Origin of the sequence: Pseudomonas sivasensis (assembly GCF_021391435.1) — a bacterium.
Lineage (GTDB): Bacteria > Pseudomonadota > Gammaproteobacteria > Pseudomonadales > Pseudomonadaceae > Aquipseudomonas > Aquipseudomonas sivasensis.
Genome location: NZ_CP090029.1, coordinates 97032 through 109523 on the forward strand (window position 1 = coordinate 97032; position 12492 = coordinate 109523).

The following is a 12492-nucleotide window of genomic DNA, read 5'->3' on the forward strand; positions in this document are numbered from 1 at the left end:
AAACTCGGTAGTCACAGCTGGACTTTATTTATTCCGCTGCGCAAAAAATTCAGACACCAGAAACGAAAACGCCCGGCCAAAGGCCGGGCGTTAATTTCTCGGGCAACCTTACTTATCGTCAGATTCGCCCGGAACATTAGGGATTTGATCGGCGGAACCTTCAACTTCAGCCTTCATGCGCTTAAGGCCCATGTGCCGTACGTCAGTACCACGAACCAAATAGATCACCAGTTCCGAGATATTGCGCGCGTGATCGCCGATCCGCTCCAGGGAACGCAGCACCCAGATGATGCTCAAGACCCGCGAGATAGAGCGCGGGTCTTCCATCATGTAGGTGGCCAGTTCACGCAGGGCTGTCTTGTATTCGCGGTCGATGACTTTGTCGTACTGCGCCACCGACAACGCCAGATCGGCGTCGAAACGCGCAAACGCGTCAAGCGCATCGCGCACCATGTTGCGCACCTGGTCGCCGATGTGGCGAACCTCCACGTAGCCGCGTGGCGCTTCGCCTTCCTCGCACAGCTGGATGGCGCGACGGGCGATCTTGGTGGCCTCATCGCCGATGCGCTCCAGGTCGATTACCGACTTGGAGATGCTGATGATCAAACGCAGGTCCGAGGCCGCTGGCTGGCGACGGGCCAGAATGCGCAGGCATTCTTCGTCGATATTGCGTTCCATCTGGTTGATCTGGTCATCGATCTCACGCACCTGCTGGGCTAGGCCCGAGTCGGCCTCGATCAGCGCGGTCACGGCGTCGTTGACTTGCTTCTCCACCAAGCCGCCCATCGCCAGGAGGTGGCTGCGCACTTCCTCAAGCTCGGCGTTGAACTGCGCGGAGATGTGATGGGTAAGGCCTTCTTTGCTAATCATGTTGGCGTCCTTGGAGCGTCCGGTAAGGTGCGGAGAACCGCAGCGTCAGTGCAAACAGAACCACAGCTTCCTAGCCGTAGCGACCGGTAATGTAGTCTTCGGTCTGCTTCTTCGCCGGATTGGTGAACAGGGTGTCGGTATCGCCGAACTCCACCAGCTTGCCCATGTACATGAACGCGGTGTAGTCGGAAACCCGCGCCGCCTGTTGCATGTTGTGGGTCACGATAACGATGGTGAACTTGGACTTGAGCTCGTAGATCAGCTCTTCCACTTTCAGGGTCGAGATCGGGTCGAGTGCCGAACACGGTTCGTCGAGCAGCAACACTTCCGGCTCCACGGCGATGGTTCGGGCGATCACCAGACGTTGCTGCTGACCACCGGACAAGCCGAGTGCCGACTCATGCAGACGGTCTTTGACCTCGTCCCACAGCGCCGCGCCTTTAAGGGCCCACTCAACCGCTTCGTCGAGGATGCGCTTCTTGTTGATGCCCTGGATACGCAGGCCATAGACCACGTTTTCGTAAATAGTCTTGGGGAACGGGTTCGGCTTCTGGAACACCATGCCCACGCGGCGACGCAGCTCGGCCACGTCTTCGCCCTTGCGGTAGATGTTGGTGCCGTAGAGGTTGATCGCACCTTCCACACGGCAACCGTCGACCAGGTCGTTCATGCGGTTGAACGTGCGCAACAGCGTGGACTTACCGCAGCCCGACGGGCCGATAAAGGCAGTCACACGCTGCTTGGGAATGTTCATGCTGACGTCGAAGAGCGCCTGCTTGTCACCGTAGTAAAGGCTCAAGCCCGGTACTTCGATGGCCACGGTTTCCTGGGCCAGGCTCAGGCTCTGCTTGTCGCGACCCAGGGCAGACATGTTGATGCCATGGGAATGGGTGTCGTGTTGCATGGGATGCTCCCTGTGCTGTTGTGTGGGAGGGGGCTTGCCCCCGATAGCGATGCTTCAGGAACATGTGTGCCGGCTGGCACACCGCTCGGGAGCAAGCCCCCTCCCACAAATAAGTCCGCGTTCAATTCAGATCAGCTGTCCAGCGCCTTGTACTTCTCGCGCAGGTGGTTACGAATCCACACCGCCGACAAGTTGAGCGTGGCGATCACTAGCACCAGCAGCAAGGCGGTGGCGTACACCAGTGGCCGTGCGGCTTCGACGTTGGGGCTCTGGAAGCCGACGTCATAAATATGGAAGCCCAAGTGCATGATCTTCTGGTCCAGGTGCAGGTACGGGTAGTTGCCGTCCAGCGGCAGCGACGGGGCCAGTTTCACCACGCCGACCAGCATCAGCGGCGCCACTTCACCGGCGGCACGGGCCACGGCCAGGATCATGCCGGTCATCATCGCCGGGCTGGCCATCGGCAGCACGATCTTCCACAGCGTTTCCGCCTTGGTCGCGCCCAGAGCCAGGGAGCCTTCACGCACGGTGCGGGGAATCCGCGCCAGGCCTTCTTCGGTGGCCACGATCACCACCGGCACCGCCAGCAGCGCCAGGGTCAGCGAGGCCCACAGCAGGCCCGGCGTACCGAAGGTCGGTGCCGGCAGCGCTTCGGCGAAGAACAGGCGGTCAACTGAGCCACCCAGTACATACACGAAGAAGCCCAGGCCGAACACGCCGTAGACGATGGCCGGTACACCGGCCAAGTTGTTCACGGCGATGCGGATGATTCGAGTCAGGGTGTTCTGCTTGGCGTATTCACGCAGGTACACGGCCGCCAGCACGCCGAACGGGGTCACGATCATCGCCATGATCAGGGTCATCATCACGGTGCCGAAGATCGCCGGGAAAATCCCGCCTTCGGTGTTGGCTTCCCGTGGGTCATCGCTCAAGAATTCCCAGACCTTGCTGAAGTAGAAGCCGATCTTGGTCATCGTGCCCATGGCGTTCGGCTGGTAGGCGTGGACCACTTTGCCGATGCCGATTTCAATTTCCTTGCCGTTGCCATCGCGAGCAGTCAAGGCATCGCGGTTGAACTGGGCGTGCAGATCGGCAAGGCGCGCTTCGATGTCCTGGTAACGGGCATTCAGCTCGGCGCGGTCAGCATCCATATCGGCCTGGGCGGCGGCATCAAGCTTACCTTCCAGCTCCAGTTTGCGACCGTGCAGACGAATGCGTTCGAGTCCGGCGTTGATCGCGCCGATATCAGTCTTTTCCAGGCTCTTGAGCTGTGCGGCGAGCTTGTTGACGCGATCGACACGGGCCTGCAGCTCCGGCCAAGCGGCCTCGCCTTCGGCGATAACCTTGCCATCCTGCTTGACGTTGACCAGGGTGCCGTAGAAGTTGCCCCACTCACGACGCTCGATGGCCATGAGGTTTTTCGGTGTGCTCTGGTCTTTCAACCACTCGCCAACGATCCAGGTGAAGTCGTTGCCATTCAAATCCCGGTTGCCGACCTTGATCAGCTCGCGGGTCATGAACTCCGGGCCTTCATCAGGCACCGGCAGGCCAGCACTTTTCAGGCGCTCGCGGGGCACTTCTTCTTTCTGCACCACTTCGCCGATGACGATGTGGTTTTCCTGGCCCGGCACGTTGTAGTTGGCCTGGATCAGGTCAGCCGGCCAGAAGTGGCCCAAACCACGTACGGCAATCACGGCCAGCAAACCAATGGTCATGATGACCGCGATGGACACCGCGCCACCGCTGATCCAGACGCCAGGGGCGCCGCTCTTGAACCATCCATTCAGGGAGTTCTGTTTCACAGACTTCTACCTTTCTTAAAGCGACGAGTATTTCTTGCGCAGACGCTGACGGATCAGCTCGGCGAGGGTGTTCATGACGAAGGTGAACAGCAGCAGCACCAGCGCCGAGAGGAACAGCACTCGGTAGTGACTGCCGCCCACTTCCGACTCCGGCATTTCCACCGCGACGTTGGCCGCGAGCGTTCGCAGGCCTTCGAACAGGTTCATCTCCATCACCGGCGTGTTACCGGTGGCCATCAGCACGATCATGGTCTCGCCTACTGCACGGCCCATGCCGATCATCAGTGCGGAGAAGATGCCGGGGCTGGCGGTCAGGATCACCACGCGCGTCATGGTCTGCCAAGGCGTGGCGCCCAGCGCCAGGGAGCCCAGGGTCAGGCCGCGCGGCACGCTGAATACGGCGTCTTCGGCGATGGAGTAGATGTTCGGAATCACCGCAAAACCCATGGCCAGGCCGACTACCAGGGCGTTGCGCTGGTCGTAGGTAATGCCTAGGTCGTGGGAGATCCACATACGCATGTCGCCGCCGAAGAACCAGGTTTCCAGGTACGGGCTCATGTACAGCGAGAGCCAGCCCACAAACAGGATCACCGGGATCAGGATTGCGCTTTCCCAACCATCGGGAACGCGCAGGCGGATGGATTCAGGCAGGCGGCTGAAGACAAACCCGGCCACCAGGATGCCAATCGGCAACAGCATCAGCAGGCTGAAAATCCCCGGCAGATGCCCTTCGACATACGGCGCCAGGAACAGGCCGGCGAAGAAACCGAGGATCACCGTCGGCATCGCTTCCATCAATTCGATCACCGGCTTGACCTTGCGGCGCAGGCTCGGGGCCATGAAGTAGGCGGTGTAGATCGCAGCGGCAACGGCCAGCGGTGCAGCCAGCAGCATGGCGTAGAACGCGGCCTTCAAGGTACCGAAGGTCAGCGGGGCCAGACTCATTTTGGGTTCAAAGTCGGTGTTGGCGGCGGTCGACTGCCACACGTATTTAGGCTCGTCGTAGTTTTCGTACCAGACCTTGCTCCACAGCGCGCTCCATGACACTTCCGGGTGCGGGTTGTCGAGCAGCAGCGGTTGCAGCTTGCCGCCGGCTTCGACGATCACGCGGTTGGCCCGCGGTGACAGGCCGAACACGCCCTGGCCATCGACCACTGGGTCCACCAGCAGGGTGCGGTGGGCGGTGCTGTGGAACACGCCGAACTTGCCGGAAGCGTCCAGGGCAGTGAAGCCTTTGCGGCGCTCTTCGGCAGTGATTTCGACGATAGGCGCAGTGCCCATCTGGAAGGTGCGGATCTGCTTGAAGCGCTGTTCGCCATCCGGGTCGCGGGCCATGAACCACTGGGCCAGGCCGCCTTTGGAGTTACCGATGATCAGCGAGATACCGCCCACCAGTTGGGTGCTGGCCGTGATTTCAGCGTTGCCGTCTTCCAACAATTTGTAGCGGCCGTTGAGGCTCTTGTCGCGCAGGCTAAACACATCCGCCAGGGCACGGCCGTTGATCACATACAGCCATTGCTGGCGCGGGTCGATGAAGATCGCCTTCACCGGCTCGGTCATTTGCGGCAGCTCGACACGCTTCTGCTCACTGGTGACTTCGCCAGTCATCATGTTTTCTTCGCGGCTCAGGGTCAGCACGTTCAAGTGCGAACCGGCCGAGCCTGCGATCACCAACGAGCTATCAGTGGCGTTGAGGGCGACATGCTCCAGCGGGCGGCCGGCGTCATCCAGCACGATCGGCGTTTCACCGTAAGGGTATTCAATCGCCGGGGTGATGGTTTTCTTGCCGTCCGGGTAAGACACCTTATAGGTGTGGCGGAACACCAGGGACTGCCCATTGGACAAACCGAGGATCACCAGCGGGCTGCCCGGCTGATCTTCACCAATAGAAGCAACGCTGGTGCCGGCTGGAAGCGGCAGGTCGACGCGCTTGAGTTCAGCACCGGTCTCGACTTCAAAGAACAGCGCCTGGCCCTTGTCGGAAACCCGCATGGCGACTTGGTTCTGTTCTTCGAGGGAGATCATCAGCGGCTTGCCGGCGTCCTGAATCCAGGCCGGGGTCAGCGCGTCTTCCTTGGTCAACGAGGCGCCCTGAAACAATGGCGCGACGACGTAGGCAAGGAAGAAGAAGATCAGGGTGATAGCGCCAAGGACAGCGAGGCCGCCCACCAGCACGTACCAACGGGTCAGGCGATCTTTAAGCGCGCGAATGCGGCGCTTGCGTTGCAGCTCAGGCGTATTGAAATCAATGCGCTTGGGAGGAGAAGTCGTCGTCATGGTGGAATTGGCCAGATCATTCATGCGCACACCCTAGCGATCCTGTATGACAGAAAGATGACAGTGCAGTGACGCAACAAATCCGCCGCGAAGCATAGCTGGCAGCGGACTAAAAAATTCGGATGCGAGGCCGGTGAGCCGGCCCCGCGGAGGCAATCAGTTGCCTTCTTTCAAACCCAGGTCAGCCAGGGCCTTGGCGGCAACTTTGGCTGGCAGTGGGATGTAGCCGTCTTTCACTACAACTTCCTGGCCTTGCTTCGACAGCACAAGCTTCACGAACTCAGCTTCCAGCGGAGCCAGAGGCTTGTTCGGGGATTTGTTGACGTAAACGTAGAGGAAACGCGACAGCGGGTATTTGCCGTTCAGGGCGTTTTCTTCGGTGTCTTCGATGAAGTCAGTGCTGCCTTTCTTGGCCAGGGCCACGGTCTTCACGCTGGCAGTCTTGTAGCCGATGCCCGAGTAACCGATGCCGTTCAGCGAGGAGCTGATCGACTGCACGACCGACGCCGAGCCAGGTTGTTCGTTCACGTTAGGCTTGTAGTCACCTTTGCACAGGGCCTCTTCCTTGAAGTAGCCGTAGGTGCCGGATACCGAGTTACGACCGAACAGCTGCACTGGCTTGTTGGCCAGGTCGCCGGTCACACCCAGGTCGCCCCAGGTTTTCACGTCGGCTTTGCCACCGCACAGGCGAGTCGAGGAGAAGATCGCGTCGACTTGCTCCATGGTCAGGTGCTGGATCGGGTTGTCCTTGTGCACGAACACGGCCAGGGCATCCACGGCAACCGGGATAGCGGTTGGCTTGTAGCCGTACTTCTGCTCGAAGGCAGCCAGTTCGGTGTCCTTCATCTTGCGGCTCATCGGGCCCAGGTTGGAGGTGCCTTCAGTCAGCGCAGGTGGTGCGGTAGCGGAGCCGGCAGCTTGAATCTGGATGTTGACGTTCGGGTATTCCTTTTTGTAACCCTCGGCCCACAGGGTCATCAGGTTAGCCAGGGTATCGGAACCGACGCTGGACAAGTTGCCCGACACACCAGTGGTCTTAACGTAAGCCGGGATTGCCGGATCAACACCTGCGGCCACCGCGTTGGCGGTCGCAACGCCAGCAGCGACAAAAGTCATTGCCGCCATCAAACGTTTCAGTTTCATGCCTTGCTCCTAGCAGATAGGGATAGTTGGATCGGGGCCAAGTATCGAGAGGCCGTGTGAACACTCTATGTCTGAAATATGACAATTGGATGAAAGGCCAGCATTGGGAGATCAAGCAGGTCAGGAAGGTATGGCGCGGAGAAACGGGGGTAATGCGCAGGTAACGCGGTGAATCAGCTACACACTGCAATCAATGAACGGACACCTGCCCCGTGGCGAGGGAGCTTGCCCTCTCGCCACGGGTGGATCGGGCTGCTTTTAGCGGCCACGCTTCCACAGATAGCCACCTACCACCATCCCCATGACACACAGCGCGGCCACGTAGTAAGCCGGGCCCATCGGGCTTTCCTTCATCAGCAGCGACACCGCCAGCGGCGTGAGGCCACCAAACACGGCGTAGGCCACGTTGTAGGAAAACGATAAGCCGCTGAAGCGCACCACTGGCGGGAAGGCTTTCACCATCACGTACGGCACCACGCCAATGGTGCCGACGAACAGGCCGGTCAAGGCGTACAGCGGGAACAGCCAGTCCGGGTGAGTCAGCAGGCTGTGGTAGAGCGTCCAAGAGGTCGCCAGCAGCAGCGCGCAACCACTGATCAGCACGCGGCCTGCACCAAAGCGGTCGGCCAGGGCGCCGGAGGCGATGCAACCCAGGCTCAAGGTCACGATGGCCAGGCTGTTGGCTTGCAGCGCAACGGTCGGGCTGAAATGGTAGATGGTTTGCAGCACGGTCGGAGTCATCAGGATCACCACTACCACGCCGGCCGACAGCAGCCAGGTCAGCAGCATCGACAGTACGATCGCGCCACGGTGGTCGCGCAGTACCGCGCGCAATGGCAACTCGGCGGCCAGGGTTTTGCGTTGCTGCATCTCGGCGAAGATCGGCGTTTCATGCAGCCAGCGACGCAGGTACACCGACAGCAGGCCAAACACGCCGCCAAGCAGGAACGGGATACGCCAGGCGTAATCCGAGACCTGCTCAGGGCTATAAATAGTGTTGATCGCGGTAGCCACCAGCGAACCCAGCAGAATGCCGGCGGTGAGGCCGCTGGTCAGGGTGCCGCAGGCGTAGCCGATGTGGCGTGGCGGAACGTGTTCGGAGACGAACACCCACGCGCCTGGCACTTCACCGCCAATCGCCGCGCCCTGGATGACGCGCATCAGCAGCAGCAGGATCGGCGCCCACAGGCCGATCTGCGCGTAGGTTGGCAGCAGGCCCATGATCAGGGTCGGTACGGCCATCATGAAGATGCTCAGGGTGAACATTTTCTTGCGACCCAGCAGGTCGCCGAAGTGCGCCATGATGATGCCGCCCAGCGGGCGGGCCAGGTAACCGGCGGCGAAGATGCCGAAGGTCTGCATCATTCGCAGCCATTCGGGCATATCGGCAGGGAAGAACAGCTTTCCGACCACGGTGGCGAAAAACACGAAAATGATGAAATCATAAAATTCCAGCGCCCCGCCCAAGGCAGACAGCGACAGGGTTTTGTAGTCGTTGCGGGTCAGCGGGCGCGAAGGTTGCGCACTGCTTGCGGGCACGGAGGACATGGCAAGGCTTCTCTTATAGTAATCATCGTAATAAGGACGGCACGCCCGGGACTTGCGGCGGGTCTGGCAAGATAGCAAATCGCTTGTAAAAGCACAGCGCCAGGAGAACAGTTGTGCATAAAAGCCGCGATACAGCGTCTATTTACCGACCAAATGAACGCCGGGAGGTCGTCGTGGCGCCAGGGTCTCGATATACTCGGCCCTTGCGAGCGCAAGACCCGCAGCCTTGAGGGGCTGCTGTGCCAAAACGTCGTTGGGTGCCATCCAGCCGATTTGGCAGAGTTTCCCTTTAGTACGCCTTACGAGAAACGTATCGAACGGAGTATGTTTGTGCTGAAACGTTTTTCTAACAGTCGGCTATCCACCCTGCTCCACCTATAAAAGCGTCACGGGTCAGAGGCCCCACGGCATGATCGAACTCGAACAAGAAGATCCTATCCCGCAAGGCGATCTCGCCCTGCAAATCACCGCGCTCCCGCGTGAAACCAATGGCTTTGGCGATATCTTCGGCGGCTGGCTGGTCGCGCAGATGGACTTGGCCGGTACCGCCATGGCCAGCAAGGTTGCGGGCGGTCGCGTGGCTACCGTGGCGATTGATCGCATGGCGTTCCTGGTGCCGGTGGCCGTGGGCGCGCAGTTGTCCTTCTATACCCAGGCCCTGGAAATCGGCCGCAGCTCGATCCAGATGATGGTCGAAGTGTGGAGCGACGACCCACTGTCCAGCGAATGGCGCAAGGTGACCGAGGCGGTGTTTGTATTCGTCGCTATCGATGGCAGCGGCCGCACGCGCTCAGTACCGTCGCGCGCGCGTTAAACCTCGCCGGGTTTTGACGGTCAATTGCCCCATTGCCTGCCATTGAGAGTGCTGTGTATGCCTACGCCCCACGTTGAAACCGTGAAAATCGACGAGCTGGACTGCTGGCGTGTCCGCCACAACGGCGCTGAACTCATGATTGCCCAGCAGGGCGCGCATATCTTCAGTTACGGGCGTGAGGGCGAGCAGCCGCTGATCTGGCCGAACCCTGAAGCGGTATTCAAGCAAGGCAAAGGCATCCGCACTGGCGTACCGGTGTGCTGGCCATGGTTCGGGGTGTTCGACCGCAACCCGCAAAGCGTGAAGGCGATGCGCCAAAGTGATCAACCTGCGGGCGCTCACGGTTTCGTGCGTACCGCGACCTGGGCATTGGCCGGGACAATACTTGAAGGTGAAACGCTGCGGGTGGACCTGGAACTACCCGTTCCTGCAGGCGGCTTTCCCGGCTGGCCCCATCAGGTCGACCTGACCTTGAGTCTGCTGCTAAACGATCAACTGCACATCCGCCTGACCAGCCATAACCGTGGCACCGACACCGTAACCCTGAGCCAGGCGCTGCACACCTACTTCGCCGTGAGCGATGTGCGCAACGTGCAGGTCGACGGCCTGGACGGCTCGGCGTACATCGATACCGCCGATGGCTGGAGCGAGAAGAAGCAATCCGGCCTGCTGCACTTCAGTGCCGAAACCGACCGCATTTACCTCGATACGCCCGCGCAGTTGAGCATTGTCGACAGAGACTGGCAGCGCCAAATCCAACTCACCAGTCAACGCTCGAAATCGACCGTGATCTGGAACCCCTGGACCGAACGCGCCAAGGCCTTCGACGACATGGCCGACGATGGCTGGCAGGGCATGCTGTGCATCGAGACGGCGAATGTGCTGGATGATGTGGTGAGCTTGGCCCCAGGTGAAAGCCACACACTGGGCGTGAGCATCACCTCTATCGCCCTGTAAACCCAATCGAAAATGTGGGAGGGGGCTTGCTCCCGATAGCAGAGTGTCAGTCAGCAGATTTATTGCTGATAGACCGCTATCGGGAGCAAGCCACCTCCCACATTGTTATGCGCCGGATTTTAGAGATCTGACTCCTTCACCACCCGCACCTTGCCCGCATCCAGCGCATACGCCGCATCCGCCAGGTCGTTATTCACCTTCTCTACCTTCAACGTACCCGTAACCCAAAGCGGCGTGTAGATATCATCCAGCTTCAACCCTTTGGGATAACGCACCAGCACCAGCTGGTTAGGCGGCGGTGGTGGGACGTGAATGCACGCGCCCGGATACGGCACTAGGAAGAACAACGTACTGCGGCCCTTGGCATCGGTTTCCAACGGCACCGGGTAGCCGCCGATGCGGATGTCCTTGCCGTTCATCGCAGCCACGGTCTTGGTGGAATACATCACCGCCGGCAAGCCTTTGCTCTGCTTGAGGCCGCCCTTATCGGTAAAGGTGCCCTGGGCTTCCGGGGAGTTGTGATCGATCTCGGGCATGGCTTCGAGAGCCTTTTGGTCCGACAGCGGCATCAGGTCGAGCCAGTCGGTTTCCGGCAATTCGCCGGCGTGCGCCAGGCCAGAGCCCAGCAGAAGGAGAGTCAACAGAAGACGGCGCATGGAGAGGCTCGGCAAGTACAAGTGCCGAGCATTCTAGCCCTCTGCGCCTGCGCAGCGCAGAGGACTTTGTCGGCTGATTACTTCTTTTTGATCAGGCCGTAGATCACCAGCAGCACAATGGCACCGACCAACGCACCGAGGAAGCCTGCACCTTGGCCAGCCTGGTAGATACCCAGTGCCTGACCACCGTAGGTCGCGGCCAGGGAGCCGGCGATACCCAGCAGGATAGTCATGATCCAGCCCATGCTGTCGTCGCCGGGCTTGAGGAAACGCGCCAGCAGGCCGACGATAAAGCCGATAAAGATGGTTCCGATGATGCCCATGGCATTTCCCTCTGATTGAATGTGAGTCATGCCAAAGCCTAGTCAGGCTTTGCCATCCTGCAATCAGAGAGACGGCGGCAACCAATGGTTCCCGCCGTCACCAGGCTTATTGCTCAGCGATCAGCGCTTCAACCTTAAGGATCTGCGCTTGCAGTGTCGCACGGTCCTTGCAGCGCAGGTTGGCGTGGCCGACCTTGCGCCCGGCCTTGAAGGCCTTGCCGTAGTGATGCAGGTGGCAGTCATCGATGGCGATGACTTTTTCCACCGGCGGCACAACGCCGATGAAGTTGAGCATGGCGCTCTCGCCGACCTTGGCCGTGGAGCCCAGTGGCAAGCCCGCCACCGCCCGCAGGTGGTTTTCGAACTGGCTGCACTCGGCGCCTTCGGTGGTCCAATGCCCGGAGTTGTGCACGCGCGGGGCGATTTCGTTGGCCTTGAGGCCTCCGTCGACTTCAAAGAACTCGAACGCCATCACGCCGACATAATCCAGCTGCTTGAGCACACGGCTGGAATAGTCTTCGGCCAAGGCCTGCAACGGGTGGTCGGTGCTGGCCACCGACAGCTTGAGGATGCCGCTGTCGTGGGTGTTGTGCACCAACGGATAGAAGCGGGTCTCACCATCACGGGCACGCACGGCGATCAGCGAGACTTCACCGGTGAACGGCACGAAGCCTTCCAGCAGGCAAGCGACGCTGCCCAGCTCGGCGAAGGTGCCCACCACATCATCTGCAGTGCGCAGGACTTTCTGGCCCTTGCCGTCGTAACCCAAGGTGCGGGTTTTCAGCACGGCTGGCAGGCCGATGCTGGCGACGGCGGCGTCCAGGTCCGCCTGCGATTGGATATCGGCGAAGGCTGGAGTCGGAATGCCCAGGTCCTTGAACATGCTCTTTTCGAACCAACGATCGCGAGCGATGCGCAGGGCTTCGGCGCTCGGGTACACCGGCACGAACTGGGACAGGAAGGCCACGGTTTCCGCCGGGACGCTTTCGAACTCGAACGTCACCAGGTCGACTTCATCGGCCAGCTGGCGCAGGTGGTCCGGGTCGCTGTAGTCAGCGCGCAGGTGTTCACCCAAGGCCGCCGCACAGGCGTCCGGCGCCGGGTCCAGGAAAGCGAAGTTCATCCCCAGCGGGGTGCCCGCCAAGGCCAGCATACGGCCCAGTTGGCCGCCACCGATTACACCGATTTTCATCGTCAA

Annotated in this window: 11 protein-coding genes; 2 read left to right on the forward strand and 9 right to left on the reverse strand. The window is 60.5% G+C overall.

Annotated features, from left to right (window positions below; all coding sequences use genetic code 11):
- Positions 1-108 precede the first annotated feature (108 nt).
- From phoU to LRO94_RS00455, 6 genes are all read right to left on the reverse strand, one after another.
- Positions 109-870 (reverse strand): phosphate signaling complex protein PhoU, encoded by a 762-nt coding sequence (gene phoU / locus LRO94_RS00430; RefSeq protein WP_032884456.1) that lies wholly within the window; start codon positions 868-870, stop codon positions 109-111.
- 70 nt (positions 871-940) lie between these two features.
- Positions 941-1774, reverse strand: a complete 834-nt coding sequence (gene pstB / locus LRO94_RS00435) for a phosphate ABC transporter ATP-binding protein PstB (RefSeq protein WP_032884457.1) — start codon at positions 1772-1774, stop codon at positions 941-943.
- 131 nt (positions 1775-1905) lie between these two features.
- The gene (gene pstA / locus LRO94_RS00440; protein WP_032884458.1) at positions 1906-3576 is read right to left on the reverse strand and encodes a phosphate ABC transporter permease PstA; all 1671 of its coding nucleotides are present in this window, start codon (positions 3574-3576) and stop codon (positions 1906-1908) included.
- A 15-nt stretch (positions 3577-3591) separates the two neighbouring features.
- Entirely contained in the window at positions 3592-5625 is a 2034-nt protein-coding gene (locus tag LRO94_RS00445) for an ABC transporter permease subunit (RefSeq protein ID WP_177326410.1), read from the reverse strand.
- 384 nt (positions 5626-6009) lie between these two features.
- Positions 6010-6996 (reverse strand): phosphate ABC transporter substrate-binding protein PstS, encoded by a 987-nt coding sequence (locus LRO94_RS00450; protein ID WP_179179738.1) that lies wholly within the window; start codon positions 6994-6996, stop codon positions 6010-6012.
- Positions 6997-7254: 258 nt separating this feature from the next.
- A complete protein-coding gene (locus LRO94_RS00455; RefSeq protein ID WP_032884461.1) occupies positions 7255-8544 on the reverse strand; it encodes an MFS transporter in 1290 nt (429 codons plus the stop codon).
- A 409-nt stretch (positions 8545-8953) separates the two neighbouring features.
- Between LRO94_RS00455 and LRO94_RS00460 the strand changes: the two genes are divergently transcribed.
- Both LRO94_RS00460 and LRO94_RS00465 read left to right on the forward strand, forming a co-directional pair.
- Positions 8954-9358 (forward strand): acyl-CoA thioesterase, encoded by a 405-nt coding sequence (locus LRO94_RS00460; RefSeq protein WP_003176975.1) that lies wholly within the window; start codon positions 8954-8956, stop codon positions 9356-9358.
- 57 nt (positions 9359-9415) lie between these two features.
- Positions 9416-10315 carry a D-hexose-6-phosphate mutarotase gene (locus tag LRO94_RS00465; protein WP_179179737.1) on the forward strand — a complete coding sequence of 300 codons (900 nt, stop codon included), beginning with the start codon at positions 9416-9418 and terminating at the stop codon, positions 10313-10315.
- A gap of 119 nt (positions 10316-10434) precedes the next feature.
- Here LRO94_RS00465 and LRO94_RS00470 read toward each other — a convergent pair whose 3' ends face one another.
- The 3 genes from LRO94_RS00470 to LRO94_RS00480 form a co-directional block, all read right to left on the reverse strand.
- Positions 10435-10971 (reverse strand): DUF3299 domain-containing protein, encoded by a 537-nt coding sequence (locus LRO94_RS00470; protein ID WP_032884463.1) that lies wholly within the window; start codon positions 10969-10971, stop codon positions 10435-10437.
- A gap of 77 nt (positions 10972-11048) precedes the next feature.
- Complete coding sequence (locus tag LRO94_RS00475) at positions 11049-11294, reverse strand: GlsB/YeaQ/YmgE family stress response membrane protein (RefSeq protein WP_032884464.1); 246 nt, start codon at positions 11292-11294, stop codon at positions 11049-11051.
- A gap of 106 nt (positions 11295-11400) precedes the next feature.
- Positions 11401-12486, reverse strand: coding sequence for a 5-(carboxyamino)imidazole ribonucleotide synthase (locus LRO94_RS00480; protein ID WP_095185232.1), 1086 nt, complete (start codon positions 12484-12486; stop codon positions 11401-11403).
- Positions 12487-12492: the final 6 nt, after the last annotated feature.

Coding starts and splice junctions, on each gene's coding strand:
- phoU (WP_032884456.1), bottom strand. CDS start 870: ATGATTAGCAAAGAAGGCCTTACCCATCACATCTCCGCGCAGTTCAAC.
- pstB (WP_032884457.1), bottom strand. CDS start 1,774: ATGCAACACGACACCCATTCCCATGGCATCAACATGTCTGCCCTGGGT.
- LRO94_RS00450 (WP_179179738.1), bottom strand. CDS start 6,996: ATGAAACTGAAACGTTTGATGGCGGCAATGACTTTTGTCGCTGCTGGC.
- LRO94_RS00455 (WP_032884461.1), bottom strand. CDS start 8,544: ATGTCCTCCGTGCCCGCAAGCAGTGCGCAACCTTCGCGCCCGCTGACC.
- LRO94_RS00460 (WP_003176975.1), top strand. CDS start 8,954: ATGATCGAACTCGAACAAGAAGATCCTATCCCGCAAGGCGATCTCGCC.
- LRO94_RS00465 (WP_179179737.1), top strand. CDS start 9,416: ATGCCTACGCCCCACGTTGAAACCGTGAAAATCGACGAGCTGGACTGC.
- LRO94_RS00470 (WP_032884463.1), bottom strand. CDS start 10,971: ATGCGCCGTCTTCTGTTGACTCTCCTTCTGCTGGGCTCTGGCCTGGCG.
- LRO94_RS00475 (WP_032884464.1), bottom strand. CDS start 11,294: ATGGGCATCATCGGAACCATCTTTATCGGCTTTATCGTCGGCCTGCTG.
- LRO94_RS00480 (WP_095185232.1), bottom strand. CDS start 12,486: ATGAAAATCGGTGTAATCGGTGGCGGCCAACTGGGCCGTATGCTGGCC.